Here is an 18069-nt window from a genome sequence, read left to right on the forward strand (position 1 = left end):
ACGCGCCGATGCGCGCGGGAAATACGCCAGATCTTTGAGTTGGCGCGCGTTCTTCACACGCCCCGGCGTCCGGTTCGCCCGAAGCCGCCCTAATCGTACTTGATGTAAGCGAAGCGCAGGTCGTGGGCGGGCGTGCCTTCCAGCGGCGCGTCCTCGGCGGCGCCGGGGCGCCACAGCACCACCTCCTCGATCTTCTGGGCGAGGGCGAAGTCGCGCACCGTGATGCCCTTGGCGTCGTGGGACATCAGCCGCACCTCCACCCAGGCATAGGAGGCGGTGATGTCCGGGTGGTGCCATGCCGCCTCCGCGAGGTGGCCCACAGCGTTGATGAGCATCAGCGTGCCCTTCCAGCTGTTGGTGCGGTAGGTGCGGCGGATCCACCCGTCCTCATAGCGCCAGTGGGGCAGGTCCGCCTTGAGCCGCTCCTCGATCTCAAGCGGCGTGAACGTCTTCTTGCGGTCGATGCTCATGACGAACCTCCCTTCAGGCGCCTCGCGCGGGGTTGGCCGGAAGGCCCGTGGGAGAACTCACGGGCCTTCAGCGTCACAGGCCGTTCTGGCGGCGCGTGGCGGTGAGCGTGTTCTGGAGCAGGCAGGCGATGGTCATCGGGCCCACGCCGCCGGGAACCGGCGTGATGAGCCCGGCGATGCCCTGCGCCTCCGCATAAGCGACATCACCCACCAGCCGGGTCTTGCCGTCTTCCTTGGGAATGCGGTTGATACCCACGTCGATCACCGTGGCTCCGGGCTTGATCCAGTCACCGCGGACCATTTCCGGGCGGCCCACCGCCGCTACGAGAATGTCCGCCTGCCGGCATTCGCCCGGCAAGTCACGGGTGCGCGAATGGGCGATGGTGACGGTGCAGTCCTCCTGCAGCAGGAGCTGGGCCGCCGGCTTGCCGACGATGTTGGAGCGCCCCACCACCACCGCCTTGAGGCCGGCGAGCTTGCCCAAATGGTGCTTCAGCAGCATCACGCAGCCGAGCGGCGTGCAGGGCACCAGCGCGTCGAGGCCCACGGCGAGGCGGCCGGCGTTCACCACGTGGAAGCCGTCCACGTCCTTGGCGGGGTCGATGGCGGCGAGCACCTTGGTGGAATCGATGTGGCCCGGCAGCGGAAGCTGCACCAGGATGCCGTTGACCGCCGGGTCGGCGTTCAGCTTCGCCACCAGGGCCAGCAGGTCGGCCTCGGCGGTCTCGGCCGGAAGCTTGTGTTCGAAGGAGGCCATGCCGGCCTCGGCGGTCTGGGCCGCCTTGTTGCGCACATAGACCTGGCTTGCCGGATCCTCGCCCACCAGCACCACCGCGAGGCCGGGCTTGATGCCGCGCGCGCGGCCCAGCTCCGCCACCTCCTCGGCGATGCGGGCGCGCAGGTTGGCAGCGAAGGCTTTTCCATCAATGGGCTTGGTTTCGATCACGGAAGAACATCCCGTCATTGGGCGCCGGAAGGGACGGCAGACGGAGCTTCGCCCACGCCCGCCGGTTCATGGAAGGAGCATTTCCGGCCCGCCGCGAAACAACGCGGCGGGCCGGACCATGCGCATGGTTCGCCCGCGTTCTTGGCCGGCCGCCGCGCTGACGCAAGACAAAACCGTCGGCGACCGCCCAGGAAGCGGGTTGGCCGACCTTAGACGGAAAATATTTTTCTTAAAAGGAAATTTCCGCAGCCCACTTCAGTTCATGGGATTGAGGCTTCCGGACAGGTCCAGCGCGATGCCCGGCACCAGCGGCGGCATTTTGTCGGAAGCCGCCGCGGCGGCCCCCGAGCGCTGGTGCTCCAGCAGCTTCATGGCCGCGTCCAGCGACAGGGGGGTGGCGAACAGGTAGCCCTGCGCCTGATGGGCTCCGAACGCCCGCAGGAAGCGCAGTTGCTCGCGGGTTTCCACGCCCTCGGCGGTCACCGTCACCCCCAGCGATCGGCCGAGCCGCACCACATATTCCACGATCGAGGCGGCATCCTTCTGTACCCCGAGGTTCATGATGAAGGAGCGGTCCACCTTGATCTTGGTGATGGGATAGCGCCTCACATGCACCAGCGAGGCGTGGCCGGTGCCGAAATCGTCGAGCGCGAGCCGGATGCCCTGCTCCCTCAGCCGGCGCAGCGCATTGGCCGCGCCGGCGCCGGGGTCGATGATGGCGCTCTCGGTGATCTCCAGCTCCAGCCGGTTCGGATCAAGCCCGGTCTCGCGCAGGGTGGCCTGGATGTCGTCGGCGATGCCGGCGGTGCGCAGGTTCACGGGCGACAGGTTCACCGAGATGGTGACGCCCGGAAGGATGCGCGCGTCCGCGCAGGCCCGGCGCAGCACATAGGCGTCGATGCGGGTGATGAGCCGCGAGCGCTCGGCGATGGGCACGAACGCACCGGGCAGCAGGCGCCCGCGGGTCGGGTGGTCCCAGCGCACCAGCGCCTCGAAGCCCACCACCCGCTCGGTCTCCACGTCCACCTGCGGCTGGTAGAGCACGGTCAGCTCGGCCCGCTCCAGCGCCCGCACCAGCTCCTGCTCGGTGGTGCGCAGCCGCAGCTGCTCCTGCTCGAAGGCGGGCTCGAAATCGCGGAACAGGCCGCCGCCGTCCGCCTTCGCGCGGTAGAGGGCGATGTCGGCAAGGCGCATCAGCTCGTCGCAGGAAACAGCGTCCTTCGGGGCACGCGCCGCGCCCATGGAGGCGCTCACCCGCATTTCCAGCGCCTCCACCTGCACGGGAATGCTGAGCACGCCATAAAGGCTCGCCACCAGGCTGCCGAACTCGGTCTCGGTCTCGTATCGCGCGAACAGCACGAACTCGTCGCCACCCACCCGCGCCACCGCGCCCCGCTCGCCGAGGCAGCCGCGCATGCGCCGCCCCACCACCTGGAGCAGGTGATCGCCCACCGCATGTCCGTGCGTGTCGTTGACCGCCTTGAAGTCGTCGAGGTCCACGAAAACCACCGCGAGCTGGGCGGAACCTGCGGGCGGGTGCAGCGCCGCGTCCAGCACGGTCGAGAAATGGCTGCGGCTGAGCAGGCCGGTGAGCTGGTCCTGGTTCACCAGCTCGTGCGCCCGCGCCTCGCTCTCCTGCAGCGCCGCCGCCAGCCGCCGCGCCCGCAGCATCATGATGAAGAAGATCAGGCAGAGCGCAAGCGCCACCACCAGCACCAGCACCAGCGGCATGGCCGCCAGCAGCAGAGCGGACGCCGGCTGGGCGCTGCGCCAGGCGAGGCGCACCTGGGAGCCGTCGAACAGGTTGCCGAGCTGCAGCTCGCTCTTGCCCGGCCCCATGGGCCGGTCGGACAGCGTGATGGCGCCGCCTTCCAGGGCGGCCGAGCGCGCGATGGTGGTAAGGAGCTGGCCGTCCATCACATCAGCGCCCACCACTACCAAGGGCTGCGGATAGGAAACACCTTCGTTCTGCGTGCGGAAGACGTAGGCGCTGAGAATCACCCCTTCGCCGTCGCCGACGGAGAGGCCATCCTTTTCACGGCCCGCTCCGCCCTCGTGCAGCTCATCCATGAGGCGCCGGATCGCGGGGGCCAGCGCCCGTCCCGCGGGGCCCAGCCCCGCCCGCCCGTTCTCCGAGGCGTAGACGGTGTTGCCCTCGGCATCGGTGACATAAAGATATTCGAGTCCCGCAGCCTCATAGAGATGCTGCCCGAGCCTCTTGTGCAGGTTCTCGAAGTCGCCCCGCGCGATATGGGACAGCAGCTCCCGCTCCGCCATCGCCGCCGCGATGGCGTCCTTCATCGCGCCCGCATGGGCGTGGATGGAGGCGTTCACCGCCTCGCTCTCGCGCGCGGCCACGATGCTGTCGTGGCGCAGCACCGCATAGCCGAGCGCCACCGCCGAAGCGACGAACAACAAAAAAAGTGTCACCGCCCCAAAGACAAGTGATCGATGCGCGATGGCATCCCTGCGCGGCGGAATGGTGAATCTCCCCCTCGACCCGGTGCACCCCGCCGAACGCCCCCCGGCCGCAGCGACATGCCCGAGAGGATATCTTCGTCAGTTCTGCGGGGAGCGCAAGTGATCCGGAAGTCGGCACCGCAAATTCGTCAGGCCCCGGCGAACCACCATGTGGCCAGCCCCAGAAAGGCGAAGAAGCCCACGCAGTCCGTCACCATGGTGACGAAGACCCCGGAGGCCACGGCGGGATCAAGCTTGAGCCTTGCAATTCCAATGGGAATGAGGATGCCGAAGAGGCCCGCCGCCGCCATGTTCATCACCAGCGCCGCCGAGATGACGAAGCCCAGGTGCAGATTGGCGAACCACAGGGCGGCGATGCCGCCCAGCAGGCACGCCAGCGCCACGCCGTTGAACAGCCCCACCATCAGCTCGCGCGAGACGATGCGGCGCGCGTTGTGGCTGGAAAGGTCCTTGGTGGCCAGAGCGCGCACCGCCACCGTCATGGTCTGTGTGCCGGCATTGCCGCCCATGGAGGCGACGATGGGCATCAGCACCGCCAGCGCCACCATCTTCTCGATGGTGCCCTCGAACAGGGAGATGATCGAGGCGGACACGAAGGCCGTGCCCAGGTTCACCACCAGCCACGGCAGGCGGCTGCGCGCAGTGTAGGCCACAGTGTCGGAGAGTTCCTCATCGGAGCCCACGCCGGCAAGCGCGCGCAGGTCCTCGTCCGCCTCTTCCTGGATCACGTCCACCACGTCGTCGATGGTCATGACGCCGACCAGCCGGCCGGCATCATCCACCACGGGAGCCGAGACGAGATTGTACCGCTCGAACGTGCGCGCCACCTCCTCCTGGTCCTCGGAGGCGTTGACGACCTGGGCGTGGGCGGACTTCACGGCGGTGATCAGCACCTGCCGCTTGGTGCGCAGCAGGCGATCCAGCGGCACCGCGCCCACGAGGCGATAGGCCGGGTCCACCACGAACACTTCGTAGAAGGTCTCCGGCAGCCCCTCCGTCTCGCGCATGTAGTCGATGGTCCGGCCCACGGTCCAGAAGGGCGGCACGGCGATGAACTCGGTCTGCATGCGCCGGCCGGCGCTTTCCTCGGGATAGTCGAGGGAGCGCTGGAGCGCCACGCGCTCCGGCGCCGGCATGTGCTCGAGGATGGCCGCCACGTCCTCCTCGGACAGGTCCTCGAGGATGTAGACCGCGTCGTCCGAATCGAGGCCGCGCATGCCCCGCGCCACCGTGCGGGGGGAAAGGCCGTGCAGGATCTGCACGCGCACCGTCTCGTCGAGCTCGGTGAGGGCGGTGAAGTCGAAATCGTCGCCGAGAAGCTCGATGAGGCGGCGGCGCTCCTCGCCGTCGAGCGCCTCCAGCAGGTCGCCCATGTCCGCCTCGTGGACGGAGCGGGTGAGCGCCCGCAGCCGCTCCACGTCGCGCTCGCCGACGGCGGCGACGACCGAATCGCGGAAGGCCTCGGTGATGTTGCCATCGTCGTCGCGCACCGGTGGCAGGTGATCGGCGCGCTCGGCGTCGGCGGGAATCGTGTCCTCGCGCATGGCTGCTCCCGGTCCGGTCGAAATTGAGGATGGGCACCGGCCGGCAGGCGGATAAACCGCCGGCCCGAGGCGCTGCCCTGCCTCTAGAGTGCTGTCACGATTCAGGGAAGCCGCAAACGCGGACGCCATTGCGAAAGCCCTGCGACAAAAGCCGAGCGCGACGCGTTTGCAACACCTTCTTTTCGCCCGCTCGGGCGCCTAAAGCCACTTGCGCATGCGCGCATCGCGGGGGAAGAGGCGAAATCATGGTCCATGAATACCGGCCGCTCGCGGTAACCCAGGGCATCGTCGGCGCCGCCCTCCTCGCGCTTGCGCTTGCGGCGGGCGCGCGCGCCGCCGCCGCCGAGGGCTGCGGGCCCGAGGCTTTGGGCACCGCGCGGGTGCTGGAGGTGGACCCCAGGGGCGTGCGGGTGGGCACCAAGTCCTTCCCCGGCACCCTGCCGCTCGCCCCGCGCGAGGTGGTGCTCACCTTCGACGACGGCCCGTGGCCGAAAACCACCCCCGCCATCCTCGACGCGCTGAAGGCCGAATGCGCGCGCGCCACCTTCTTCCTCATCGGCGACAATGCGAAGGCCCGCCCCGCCCTGGTGCGCCGCGAGCTGGCGGAAGGCCACACGGTCGCCCACCATTCCATGACCCACCCGGCGGCGACCCTCGCCAAGCTGCCGTTCGACGCCGCCGTGGCCGAGATCCGCAGGGGCATGGCCGCCGACGAGGCCGCCGCCTATGGGGCGAGTGGAAGCGAGCCCCGCGTGCCCTTCTTCCGCTTCCCTGGCTTCGCCTCGACGCCTGAGTTGCTGGACTATCTGGACACATCCGGCATCGCCGTGTTCGGCGCCGACTTCTGGGCGAGCGACTGGAACAAGATGACGCCGGAGACGGAGCTGGAGCTGGTGCTGAAGCGGCTGGATGCGGCCGGCGGCGGCATCGTGCTGTTTCACGACACCAAGGAGCAGACGGCGGCGATGATCCCGGCCTTCCTCAAGGCCCTGAAGGAGCGCGGCTACAAGGTGGTGCACATCGTGCCGGCCCAGCGGCACGCGGCGCGCTGAAGGGCCAAGGCCCCTGCCTGCACGGGGCAAAAACGAATAAAGGCGGCCGAAGCCGCCTTTATTTCGCACACCGGAGAACCGGATGGCCCATTCCTGGTGCGGACGAGAGGACTCGAACCTCCACGGGTCTCCCCACTAGCACCTCAAGCTAGCGCGTCTACCAATTCCGCCACGACCGCAGTCAGGATGGCTCCACCGGGGCTCTCGAAGAGGGCCGTGTCCGGCGGGGAGCCATCGTCTAACAGATCGCCTGGGGCGCCACAAGAGCTTCATCGAGCTTCCCATATTCTTCCGCCCCGCCTGTGGATGACGGCTTCTCAAATCCTTGCAGTACCGTCATCTGCGTGGGGCATACACCACGGACGCCATAGTCGGCCCGGCAGATGGCAGGGCTGCTTCAGCACGGAATCAGCCGCACGGAGGCGGAATCGCGGCGAATGCCCCTGGACGCCGCGGCCGGATGGTTTATGCCCTCCCGCATGTCCCAGCCCGTGCCACGCGCCACACTCGATGCGACCTTCCTGCCGAAGGACGCCGCGAATCCTCCGGTCCAATGGATGATCAGCGAGGGCCTCGTGCCCTACGATGCCTCGCTTGCCGCCATGGAGGCGCGGGTGGCCGCCATCGCCGACGGCGAGGCGGGCGAGGCGGTGTGGCTGCTGGAGCACCCCCCCCTCTACACCGCCGGCACCAGCGCCCGGCCGGAAGATCTGGTGGAAGCCCGCTTCCCGGTGTTCGACGCCGGGCGCGGCGGGCAGTTCACCTATCACGGCCCCGGCCAGCGGGTGGCCTATGTGATGCTCGACCTGCACCGCCGCGCGCCCGACGTGCGGCGCTACGTGAGCGCGCTGGAAGCGTGGCTCATCGGCACGCTCTCCGCCTTCAACGTCACCGGCGAACGGCGGGAGGACCGGGTGGGCGTGTGGGTGCGCCGCCATGGGGACGAGGACAAGATCGCCGCCATCGGCATCCGCGTGCGCCGCTGGGTGACCTTCCATGGCATTTCGCTGAACGTGGAGCCGGATCTCTCGCACTTCGGCGGCATCGTGCCCTGCGGCGTGCGCGAGCACGGGGTGACGAGCCTTGCCGACCTCGGCCTTCCCGTGAGCATGCCGGAAGTGGACGCGGTGCTGCGCGTGGCGTTCGAGGAAGTGTTCGGGCCGACCGTGCCGGCCCCGCCGCCGATCGGCTGACGGGCCCCTGCCGGGGAGCGAGCGCCGCCCGAGCGGACACGCGATCCGCCCGGCCCGCGCGGGAAAGACGCCGGCCGTAGAGCGACGCCAAGCGGCTTTTGCTCCAGTAGCGCGCTAGAAAAAAGGCCCGTGAGCCTGGCTCACGGGCCTTTTCGCATCAGATCCCGAGCTTCGCTTTCAGGATGTCGTTCAGCGCCTGCGGGTTGGCCTTGCCGCCGGAGGCCTTCATGGCCTGGCCGACGAACCAGCCGAGCATGGTGGGCTTGGCCTGAACCTGGGCCACCTTGTCCGGGTTCTTGGCGATGATCTCGTCCACCACCTTCTCGATGGCGCCGGTATCGGTCACCTGCTTCATGCCGCGCTGCTCGACCACCACCTTGGGGTCGCCGCCCTCGGTGAAGATGATCTCGAACAGGTCCTTGGCGATCTTGGAGGAGATGGTCTGCTCCGCGATGAGATCGAGGATCGCCCCGATCTGCTCCGGCGAGACGGGCGAGGTGGTGACGTCCTTGCCCTCCTTGTTCAGCCGGCCGAACAGCTCGTTGATGATGAAGTTTGCCGCCGCCTTGCCGTCGCGGCCCTTGGCGACCTTCTCGAAATAGTCCGCGGTCTCGCGCTCGGCCACCAGCACGCCGGCATCATAGGGCGAAAGGCCGTATGCGGCGATGAAGCGGGCTTTCTTCTCGTCCGGCAGCTCAGGCAGGTGCCCCTTCAGGTCCTCGACCAGCTCGGGCTTGATGTCCAGCGGCAGCAGGTCCGGATCGGGGAAGTAGCGGTAGTCGTGCGCCTCTTCCTTGGAGCGCATGGAGCGCGTCTCACCCTTGTTGGGGTCGAACAGGCGCGTCTCCTGGTCGATCTTGCCGCCGTCCTCCAGGATCTCGATCTGCCGGCGGGCCTCCACCTCGATGGCCTGGCCGATGAAGCGGATGGAATTGACGTTCTTGATCTCGCAGCGGGTGCCCAGCCCCTCGCCCGGCCGCCGGACGGAGACATTCACGTCCGCGCGCAGGTTGCCCTTCTCCATGTCGCCGTCGCAGGTGCCGAGATAGCGCAGGATGGTGCGCAGCTTGGTCACATAGGCCTTCGCCTCTTCGGACGAGCGCAGGTCGGGCCGGGAGACGATCTCCATCAGCGCCACGCCGGAACGGTTGAGGTCCACGAACGACTGAGTGGGGGAGAGGTCATGGATGGACTTGCCGGCGTCCTGCTCCAGGTGCAGGCGCTCGATGCCCACCGTGATGCTCTCGCCATCCGGCAGGTCCACGATCACCACGCCCTCGCCGACGATGGGGTACTTGAACTGGCTGATCTGGTAGCCCTGCGGCAGGTCGGGGTAGAAATAGTTCTTCCGGTCGAACACTGAGTGCAGGTTGATCTGCGCCTTCAGGCCGAGGCCGGTGCGCACGGCCTGGGCCACGCACTCCTTGTTGATGACCGGCAGCATGCCCGGCATGGCCGCGTCCACCAGCGAGACGTGGTCATTGGGCTCGCCACCGAAGGCGGTGGAGGCGCCGGAGAAAAGCTTGGCGTTGGAAGCGACCTGGGCATGTACCTCCATGCCGATCACCACCTCCCAGTCGCCGGTGGCGCCGGGAATGAGCTTCTTGGCGTCGGCGGGGCGCGTGTGAACCGTCATCGTCGTCCTAGTCCATATGGCGGCAGTGCCGCATTCGTCTTGTGTTCACCTACTCCGCGAGGGCGCGTCGTGGCAACCATCGCGACGGCCCAGCCCCCCTCCGGGCGCCCCTCCGGAGGGGTGGAAAGGCCGCTGCGGGCCGCGCCTTCCGCCAGCGCGCGCGATGCCCGGCAGCCGGTTCCGTGCTAGAGAGCCGAAGAGCCGCGACCGTGGCTCCTCCTTCCGGATCGCAGAGAGCCGAGCGAAGCCCCGAGATGCCCGCCTGCGCCCCCACGCCCCGCGCGCCGAACTACCCCTGCCTTAAACCGGCCCGCCGTGGCGCGAGGCCCGGATGCCCTCGGCCCGCGCGCGCGGCGGGAGACGGGACGCCATGACGCAGCACGCGGCGGCCGCGCCCCGCCATGTGGTCGTGACTGGCGCGTCCGGCGGCCTCGGCGCCGCCTTCGCGCGGCACTATGCGGCGCCGGGCGTCCGCCTGCTGCTGGTCGCGCGCGACGCGACCCGCCTTGCCGCGATCGCGCGCGACTGCACGGCCCGCGGCGCCACCGCGGATATCCTCGCCCACGACGTGCGCGACACCGCCGGCCTCGCCGCCGCCCTCGCCGCGCGGGATGCCGCGCAGCCGGTGGACCTGGTGGTGGCCAATGCGGGGGTGGAAGCGAGCATCGGCGCGGATGGCGCGCCCGAGCCGCTGGAGGCGGTGCTGGCGCAGATCGAGACCAACCTTTCCGGGGCACTCGCGAGCGTGGTGCCGCTGCTGCCCGCCATGCAGGCGCGCCGGCGCGGCGCGCTCATCCTGGTCTCCTCCCTCGCAGCGCTCGATCCCCTTCCCGACCAGCCCACCTACGGCGCCAGCAAGGCCGGCCTGCTCGCCTGGGGCGAGGCGGCCCGCCCCTGGCTGCGGCGCTTCGGCATCACCCTCACCGTCGCCTGCCCCGGCTACATCGCCACCGGAATGGCGGCCCGCTATGCGGGCTGGCGCCCCCTGGAATGGAGCGCGGAGAAGGCCGCGCGCCACATCGCCCGCGCCGCCGCACACGGGCGCGCGCGGGTGGATTTCCCCTGGCCGCTGGTGGCGCTGATCCGCATGGGCCGGCTGGCGCCGCGCCCCCTGCGGGAGGCGGTGCGCGCTCTCCTGTTCCGCGCCCGAGTGGACGCCGGGGAGCCCTGAAGCTGCGCACACGCGGGCGTGGGCGCGCGAAGGCCGGGGAAACCGTTTGCCCCGCGGAATGTCCATATGGGCTTCGCGCGCGCAGCACTGTACTGAAGGACAGCGGTCAAAAGAGTGTCGTCCGGGGCGGCTGGGGGAGAGGCGGATGGTTTCCGACAGGAAGATGGCGCGCATGTCCGCCATCGCCGTCCTCGTGGTGGCGGGGTTCTATTTCGCCTGGCAGGCGGTGAGCGTGTTCCTGATGGTGTTCGCGGCCATCCTGGTGGCGGTGGGGCTCCACAGCCTCAGCACGCCCTTCGCCCGGCTCACGCGCATCCGCGAGCAATATGCCGTGTTTCCGGTGGCGCTGCTGGTCATGGGCGGCCTCGGGCTCATCGGCTACCAGTTCGGCTCCACCATCGAGACCCAGGTGAGCGAGCTGATCCAGGACCTGCCGGCCGCATGGAAGGTCTTTGAGGACCGCTTCCACCTGAGCGAGATGATGCCCGAGCTGCTGCAGCGGGCCGAGGCCGCAGCCCCGCCCGGCTCCGTCATTCTCACCGCAGTGCAGAACTTCACCACCAACCTCGTGCAGGTGCTGGTGGGGGTGTTCCTGGTGGTGGTGGGCGGGCTTTATTTCGCGGTGGAGCCTCAGCTCTACCGCAAGCTGTTCCTCGCCTTCTGGTCGGAACGCGAGCGGCCGCGCATCCAGGAGCGCATGAACATCATCACCGACGACCTGCGCTCGTTCCTCAAGGCGCAGGTGATCGCCATGGTGGTGGTGGGGGTGCTCACCTTCATCGGCCTCACGGTGCTGGGCATTCCCTCGGCGCTGGCGCTGGCGCTGTTCGCCTCGCTGGCGGAGTTCGTGCCCATGGTGGGGCCGGTGGTGTCGGCCATCCCCGCCCTGCTCATCGCCATGACCCTGGGCCTCGATTCGGCGCTGTGGACCCTCGCCATGTTCGTGGTCGTGCAGCAGACCGAGAGCAACCTCATCACCCCCGTGCTGCAGCAGCGCATGGTGTCGCTGCCCCCGGCGGTGACGCTGTTCGCGGTGGTACTGTTCGGCAGCCTGTTCGGGCCGCTCGGCGTGCTGCTGGCCACCCCGCTGACGGTGCTGGTGTTCGCCGCCATGCGCGAGCCCGCCGCGCCGGACCCCGCCTGACTGCCGCACTTCCCCCCGGGGGCATAAGGCCGCCGTATCGGTTGCGTGCGGGCGCCGGTAGCATCGTCCGCGCCAGAGTGACGCCGCTCCGCACTGAGGCGTCGCGCTGCCTCCGTTTGCCTCCACCGGCCAGCCGTGTATGGTCGCGCGCCCGAAAGTGCCGCCCCCGAAGCGCGCTCCCCGATGTGCTGAAGAGAAGTCCGCATGGCCCGCGATACGCTCGACGCGACCCCGATCACCTCCCGCGACGAGCTGGTCGCCTGGATGGAGGGGGGCAACAAGCCGGAAAGCGCCTTCCGCATCGGCACCGAGCACGAGAAGATCCCCTTCACCCTCTCCCGCCACGAGCCCGTGCCCTACGAAGGGCCGAAGGGCATTCGCAAGTTGCTGGAGGGCATGCGGATGCTGCTCGGCTGGGAGCCGATCATGGAGGGCGAGCACATCATCGGCCTCGCCGACGTGACCGGCGGCGGCGCCATCTCGCTGGAGCCGGGTGGCCAGTTCGAGCTTTCCGGCGCGCCGCTCTCCACCATCCACGAGACCTGCGCGGAGCTGAACGCCCACCTTGCCCAGGTGCGCGAGGTGGCGCAGCCCCTGGGCATCGGCTTCCTCGGCATCGGCATGAGCCCCAAGTGGAGCCGATCCGAAACCCCGGTGATGCCCAAGGGCCGCTACAAGATCATGGCCAACTACATGCCGAAGGTCGGCACGCTCGGCCTCGACATGATGTTCCGCACCTGCACGGTGCAGGTGAACCTCGATTTCTCCAGCGAAGCCGACATGGTGCGGAAGATGCGGGTGGGCCTCGCCCTGCAGCCGGTGGCCACCGCCCTCTTCGCCAATTCCCCCTTCACCGAGGGGCGGCCCAACGGCTTCCTCTCCTTCCGCTCGCAGATCTGGCGCGACACCGACAATGCCCGCGCGGGCATGCTGCCGTTCGCGTTCGAGGAGGGCTTCGGCTTCGAGCGCTACGTGGACTACGCGCTCGACGTGCCCATGTATTTCGTGAAGCGCGGCGACAGCTACGTCGATGTCGCCGGCAGCTCCTTCCGCGACCTGCTCGCGGGCCGCCACCCCGCCTTGCCCGGCGAGGCCGCCACCCTTTCCGACTGGGTCAACCACCTGTCCACCATCTTCCCCGAGGTGCGGCTGAAGCGTTTCCTGGAAATGCGCGGCGCCGATGCCGGCCCGTGGGCGACCCTGTGCGCCCTGCCCGCCTTCTGGGTGGGCCTGCTCTATGACCGGCAGAGCCTCGATGCCGCCTGGGACCTCGTGAAGGACTGGACCGCCGAGGAGCGCCAGCAGCTGCGCGACGACGTGCCCCGCCTCGCGCTCGATGCCGAGATCCACGGCCGCAAGCTGAAGGAGGTGGCGCGACAGGCGCTCGCCCTTTCGGCCGCCGGCCTCGCCCGGCGCGGCAACCTGGACCGGCAGGGCCGGGACGAGACGCGCTTCCTCGCGCCGCTGGAGGAGACCGTCTTCTCCGGCCGCGCCCCGGCGCAGGCGCTGCTCGACCATTTCCACGGCGACTGGAACGGCTCGGTGGAGCCGGCGTTCAAGGCTCTCGCCTACTGATCCGCACCCGCCGCCGCCCAGCCATGCGGCAAACGCATGGTGTCCGGGTGCCGGCAGCCAAGACTTCCACCGGCTGAGCGCAAGCGCCGCACACGCCCTTGGAGCGTTTTCAAGCGAAGCGGGTCCCGGCTCGCGTGAAGAAAATGCGTAATATCAATACCCTAGTATGATTTCCGCGAACCGGTACGAGCGGAAAACACTCCAGCCACCTTCGGTCGTCCGGAAGGTCCAGGAAACGCCCATGCCGCCGGCCGATGCCCACAGGTCCGCCCCGCTGGGGCCCAGGGATTTCCTGCTCTACGGCATCACCGTGCTCATCTTCGGCAGCGGCTGGCTGCCGCTGCGCATGCAGCTCGGCGTGGTGGCGCCGGAGGTCTCGCTGGTCTGGCGCTTCCTCCTCGCCACGCTGGTGATGTTCGCGGTGCTCGCGGCACGGCGGGAGCGCCTGCTGTTCCACTGGCGGGACCACCTCGTGTTCGCGCTGCTGGGCGCCACGCTGTTCTCGCTGAACTTCATCACCTTCTATCACGCCGGCTATCACCTGCCCTCCGGCCTGCTGTCGGTGGTGTTCGCGCTGGCCGCGGTGATGATCCCCCTCATCGGCGCGGCGGCGCTGCGCCAGCCGCTGCATCCGCGCGTGGTGGCGGGCGCTCTGGTGGGTGTCGCCGGCCTCGCGATGGTGTTCGGCCCCTCCCTTGCGTCGGGGGAGGGCATCCAGGGCGCGGGCGAGGGGCTGGCGCTCTCCCTCGCCGGCACCTTCTGCTTCTCGGTGGGCAGCCTCATTTCCGGCGTCGCGGGCCGGCGCGGCTATCCGCTGGTGTCCATGACCGCCTGGGGCTTCTTCTACGGCTTCGCCATCATGCTGGTGCTGGCCCTCGTGCGCGGCGCACCCTTCACGGTGGACTGGAGCACGCGCTATGTGGGCTCCCTGCTCTACCTGGTGGCGGCGCAGACCCTTTCGGGATTCGCGGTCTATTTCGCGCTCATCCGGCGCATCGGCGCGAGTCGCGCCGGCTATGCGACGGTGCTGTTCCCGCTGGTGGCGCTCGCCCTCTCCACCTGGTTCGAGGCCTTCCACTGGACCCTCGTGGCGGCACTGGGCATCGCGCTCATCCTTGCCGGCGCGCTGCTGGTGCTGCTGCCCCGGCGAGCGCTGGCCCGCTGAGCCCCCCTTCCGCCATTTATCAAGCCGGCTGAAGGCCATGGCTGGAGCCGGCTCCGGTATCTGCGCCGTTCTGCCGCACGGCGGGAGAGCATTTGCGAGGGCGCCGCAGTGGCCTGCGACACCCCGCCAAAATGCTGGGAAATGAATGCTCTAGGGCCATAGTGATAGGCGCAGTCTATCGAAAATGACGAATTTATCTATTTTGTTTATCCGGCCCATCCCCATATGTTGCGTCGCGAAGGCTTTCGGCCCTTCTGCACCGCAACCTGACCCAAGGAAATGTCATGTCTCTCGTGAATACCAAGATCAAGCCCTTCAAGGCCCAGGCTTTCAAGGATGGCAAGTTCATCGAGGTGAGCGACGCTGACCTGGCCGGCAAGTGGTCCGTGTTCTTCTTCTATCCGGCCGACTTCACCTTCGTGTGCCCCACCGAGCTCGGTGACGTGGCCGACCACTACGAAGAGTTCAAGAAGCTCGGCGTGGAGATCTACTCGGTGTCCACCGACACCCACTTCACCCACAAGGCCTGGCACGACACCTCCGACACCATCGCCAAGATCAAGTACACCATGCTCGGCGATCCCACCCACGAGCTCTCCACCAACTTCGAGGTGCTCCGCCCCGGCCAGGGCCTCGCTGATCGCGGCACCTTCATCGTGGACGCCAACGGCGTGATCCAGGCCGTCGAGATCACCGCCGAGGGCATCGGCCGTGACGCCACCGACCTGCTGCGCAAGGTGAAGGCCGCCCAGTATGTCGCCGCCCACCCCGGTGAGGTGTGCCCGGCCAAGTGGCACGAAGGCGAGAAGACCCTCGCTCCGTCCCTGGACCTCGTCGGCAAGATCTGATCGCGCCGTCGGAGAAGCGTTTCATCGTTTCCCGGAAGCAATGAAACGCTCCAGCACTTGATATCAGGCATTTTCTTCACGCGAATTGGTGTCCACTTCGCTTGAAAATGCTCGAGGCGCGCCGCGATTTTGATCGCACGCAAGGCAGCCTCCCCCATCCCTGGGGAAGGCTGCTTCCGCCGGCCCCGGCCGCGGAATGCTCTTTTTACGTTTTTCGGAGGATTGCCATGCTCGACGATACGATGAAGGCTCAACTCAAGACCTATCTGGAGCGCGTGGTCCGGCCGATCGAGATCACCGCTTTCGTGGACGACGGCGCAAAGTCCAGGGAAACCCTGGAGCTGCTGAACGACATCGTCCCGCTCTCCGACAAGATCACGCTCACCGAGAGCCGCGGCGCGGAGGGTGCGCGCGTGCCCTCCTTCGCGCTCAGCAGCCCGGGCGAGGACATTCACCTCGTGTTCGCCGGCCTGCCCATGGGCCACGAGTTCACCTCGCTCATCCTGGCGCTGCTGCAGACCGGCGGCTACCCGCCCAAGGTGGAGCAGGCGGTGATCGACCAGATCAAGGGCCTCGACGGCGACTTCAGCTTCGAGACCTATTTCTCCCAGTCCTGCCAGAACTGCCCGGACGTGGTGCAGGCCCTGAACCTCATGGCCGTGCTGAACCCCAGGATCAGGCACGCCGCCATCGACGGCGCCCTCTTCCAGAAGGAAGTGGACGAGCGGCAGGTGATGTCGGTGCCCACCGTCTACCTGAATGGCGAGGTGTTCGGCCAGGGCCGCATGGGCGTCGAGGAGATCGTCGCCAAGCTCGACACCGGCGCGGTGGAGCGCGAGGCCAAGCGCCTTGCCGCCCTGGAGCCGTTCGAGGTGCTGGTGGTGGGCGGCGGCCCGGCCGGCGCGGCGGCGGCCATCTATGCGGCGCGCAAGGGCATCCGCACCGGCGTCGCGGCCGAGCGCTTCGGCGGCCAGGTGCTGGACACCATGGCCATCGAGAACTTCATCTCCGTGCCCTACACGGAGGGGCCCAAGCTCGCCACCGCGCTGGAGCAGCACGTGCGCGAGTATGAGGTGGACATCATGAACCTCCAGAAGGCCCAGAAGCTGGTGCCGGGAGATGAGTTCATCTCCGTGGAGCTGGCCAACGGCGCGGCGCTGAAGGCCCGCAGCGTCATCCTCGCCACCGGCGCCCGCTGGCGGCAGATGGGCGTGCCCGGCGAGGACAAGTACCGCTCCAAGGGCGTGGCCTACTGCCCCCATTGCGACGGCCCCCTCTTCAAGGGCAAGCGCGTGGCGGTGATCGGCGGCGGCAATTCGGGCGTGGAAGCGGCCATCGACCTCGCGGGCGTGGTGGCCCACGTCACGCTCATCGAGTTCGACTCCAAGCTGCGCGCCGACGAGGTGCTCCAGCGCAAGCTGAACAGCCTGCCGAACGTGGAGGTCAGGCTCTCCGCCCGCACCACCGAGGTGCTCGGCGACGGGCAGAAGGTGACCGGCCTCACCTATGAGAACCGCGTCTCCGGCCAGATCCAGACCCTGGAGCTGGAAGGCATCTTCGTGCAGATCGGCCTGTTGCCGAACACCGAATGGCTGAAGGGCACGCTGGAGCTCTCCCCCCGCGGCGAGATCGTGGTGGACGAGCGCGGCCAGACCTCCCTGCCCGGCGTGTTCGCGGCGGGCGACTGCACCACCGTGCCCTACAAGCAGATCGTCATCGCCATGGGCGAGGGCGCGAAGGCATCGCTCGGCGCTTTCGACTACCTCATCCGCTCCTCCGCCCCCGGCGAGCCGGAGAGCAAGGCCGCCTGAGGCGGCACAACCATCGGCCAGCCGCCCGCCCGGCACATCCGGACGGGCGGCGCTTCGTGACACGAGATGACACTTCGCGAGCTGCAATATCTTATCGCCCTGGCCGACCACCGGAACTTCCGCCGCGCCGCGGAGGCGTGCCTAGTGAGCCAGCCGACCCTTTCCACGCAGATCCGCAAGCTGGAAGAGGAGCTGGGCGTGCCGCTGGTGGAGCGCGCGCCGCGCCGGGTGATGCTGACCCCCGCCGGCCGCGATGCGGTGGAGCGGGCGCGGCGCATCCTGGCTGAAGTGGACCAGATGAAGGAGGCCGCCCGCCGCAGCCGCGCGGCCGAGGGCGGCACCCTGCGGCTGGGCGTGTTCCCCACCCTGGGGCCCTACCTGCTGCCCCACGTCGTACCCATGATCCGCGCGCGCTTTCCCGAGCTGGAGCTGCTGCTGTTCGAGGAGAAGAGTGCCGACCTGCTGGCGCGGCTGAATGCCGGAACGCTCGATGCCGCCTTCCTGGCGCTGCCGGTGCATGACCACCACCTGCACGACGAATTCCTGTTCGAGGAGCCGTTCCTGCTGGCGGTGCCCGGCGACCATCCCCTGGCCAAGAGGCACGCCCTGCACCTGGACGAGCTGGGCCAGCACAATCTGATGCTGCTGGAGGACGGCCACTGCCTGCGCGACCAGGCGCTGGAGGTGTGCCAGCTTTCCGGCGCGCGGGAGAAGAGCGAGTTCCGCGCCACCAGCCTGGAAACCCTGCGCCAGATGGTGGTGGCGGGGGCGGGCATCACACTGCTGCCCATGCTTGCGGTCAAGGGCCAGTCGCAGCCGGCCGAGAACATCCACCTGCTCGATTTCGTGGATTCCCACCCCAGCCGGCGGATCGGCCTGCTGTGGCGCAAGACCTCCGCCATGGCCCCGCTGCTGAAGCAGGTGGCGGATATCTGCCGCAAGCTGCCGGAAGGCCTTCTGAAACGCGCGGCGTGAGGGCGCCGGGCCATGGCTCCGCTCCCCCTGCCCGGCATCAAACCTGCTTCAGCTCAAA

General features: G+C 68.6%; 14 protein-coding genes and 1 tRNA gene. 9 read left to right on the plus strand and 6 right to left on the minus strand.

Features of this window, described 5'->3' with window-relative positions:
• Positions 1 to 89: 89 nt before the first annotated feature.
• The 4 genes from V5F61_RS13170 to mgtE form a co-directional block, all read right to left on the minus strand.
• Positions 90 to 470, minus strand: a complete 381-nt coding sequence (locus tag V5F61_RS13170; protein ID WP_393988454.1) for a 4a-hydroxytetrahydrobiopterin dehydratase — start codon at positions 468 to 470, stop codon at positions 90 to 92.
• Positions 471 to 543: 73 nt separating this feature from the next.
• Complete coding sequence (gene folD, locus V5F61_RS13175) at positions 544 to 1413, minus strand: bifunctional methylenetetrahydrofolate dehydrogenase/methenyltetrahydrofolate cyclohydrolase FolD (protein ID WP_393988626.1); 870 nt, start codon at positions 1411 to 1413, stop codon at positions 544 to 546.
• 258 nt (positions 1414 to 1671) lie between these two features.
• Entirely contained in the window at positions 1672 to 3831 is a 2160-nt protein-coding gene (locus tag V5F61_RS13180) for a putative bifunctional diguanylate cyclase/phosphodiesterase (RefSeq protein ID WP_394104044.1), read from the minus strand.
• 194 nt (positions 3832 to 4025) lie between these two features.
• Positions 4026 to 5441, minus strand: a complete 1416-nt coding sequence (gene mgtE / locus V5F61_RS13185; RefSeq protein WP_393988456.1) for a magnesium transporter — start codon at positions 5439 to 5441, stop codon at positions 4026 to 4028.
• A 245-nt stretch (positions 5442 to 5686) separates the two neighbouring features.
• On the opposite strand from mgtE, the gene V5F61_RS13190 reads away from it, so the two are divergent.
• Positions 5687 to 6493 (plus strand): polysaccharide deacetylase family protein, encoded by an 807-nt coding sequence (locus tag V5F61_RS13190; RefSeq protein ID WP_393988457.1) that lies wholly within the window; start codon positions 5687 to 5689, stop codon positions 6491 to 6493.
• A 94-nt stretch (positions 6494 to 6587) separates the two neighbouring features.
• Here the strand turns inward: V5F61_RS13190 and V5F61_RS13195 are convergent.
• Positions 6588 to 6672, minus strand: a tRNA-Leu gene (locus tag V5F61_RS13195).
• A 288-nt stretch (positions 6673 to 6960) separates the two neighbouring features.
• On the opposite strand from V5F61_RS13195, the gene lipB reads away from it, so the two are divergent.
• Complete coding sequence (lipB, locus tag V5F61_RS13200) at positions 6961 to 7686, plus strand: lipoyl(octanoyl) transferase LipB (protein WP_393988458.1); 726 nt, start codon at positions 6961 to 6963, stop codon at positions 7684 to 7686.
• A 157-nt stretch (positions 7687 to 7843) separates the two neighbouring features.
• On the opposite strand, the gene gatB is transcribed toward lipB, so the two are convergent.
• Positions 7844 to 9322: an Asp-tRNA(Asn)/Glu-tRNA(Gln) amidotransferase subunit GatB gene (gene gatB, locus V5F61_RS13205; protein ID WP_393988459.1), complete on the minus strand. Its 1479-nt coding sequence runs from the start codon at positions 9320 to 9322 to the stop codon at positions 7844 to 7846.
• 370 nt (positions 9323 to 9692) lie between these two features.
• Between gatB and V5F61_RS13210 the strand changes: the two genes are divergently transcribed.
• The 7 genes from V5F61_RS13210 to oxyR all read left to right on the plus strand — a co-directional run bounded on the left by V5F61_RS13210 (position 9693) and on the right by oxyR (position 18011).
• On the plus strand, positions 9693 to 10493 hold the full coding sequence (locus V5F61_RS13210; RefSeq protein ID WP_393988460.1) for an SDR family NAD(P)-dependent oxidoreductase: 801 nt from the start codon (positions 9693 to 9695) through the stop codon (positions 10491 to 10493).
• Between the two features lie 145 nt (positions 10494 to 10638).
• Positions 10639 to 11637, plus strand: coding sequence for an AI-2E family transporter (locus V5F61_RS13215; protein ID WP_393988461.1), 999 nt, complete (start codon positions 10639 to 10641; stop codon positions 11635 to 11637).
• Between the two features lie 204 nt (positions 11638 to 11841).
• Positions 11842 to 13212 (plus strand): glutamate--cysteine ligase, encoded by a 1371-nt coding sequence (locus V5F61_RS13220; protein WP_393988462.1) that lies wholly within the window; start codon positions 11842 to 11844, stop codon positions 13210 to 13212.
• A gap of 241 nt (positions 13213 to 13453) precedes the next feature.
• Positions 13454 to 14377, plus strand: coding sequence for a DMT family transporter (locus V5F61_RS13225; protein ID WP_393988463.1), 924 nt, complete (start codon positions 13454 to 13456; stop codon positions 14375 to 14377).
• Between the two features lie 284 nt (positions 14378 to 14661).
• Positions 14662 to 15225, plus strand: coding sequence for an alkyl hydroperoxide reductase subunit C (gene ahpC / locus V5F61_RS13230; RefSeq protein WP_393988464.1), 564 nt, complete (start codon positions 14662 to 14664; stop codon positions 15223 to 15225).
• A gap of 227 nt (positions 15226 to 15452) precedes the next feature.
• Positions 15453 to 17036 (plus strand): alkyl hydroperoxide reductase subunit F, encoded by a 1584-nt coding sequence (gene ahpF, locus V5F61_RS13235; protein WP_393988465.1) that lies wholly within the window; start codon positions 15453 to 15455, stop codon positions 17034 to 17036.
• Positions 17037 to 17102: 66 nt separating this feature from the next.
• Complete coding sequence (gene oxyR, locus V5F61_RS13240) at positions 17103 to 18011, plus strand: DNA-binding transcriptional regulator OxyR (protein WP_393988466.1); 909 nt, start codon at positions 17103 to 17105, stop codon at positions 18009 to 18011.
• The last annotated feature ends 58 nt before the right edge of the window (positions 18012 to 18069 follow it).

Source organism: Xanthobacter sediminis (assembly GCF_043195015.1).
In the GTDB taxonomy this organism is placed as follows: domain Bacteria; phylum Pseudomonadota; class Alphaproteobacteria; order Rhizobiales; family Xanthobacteraceae; genus Xanthobacter.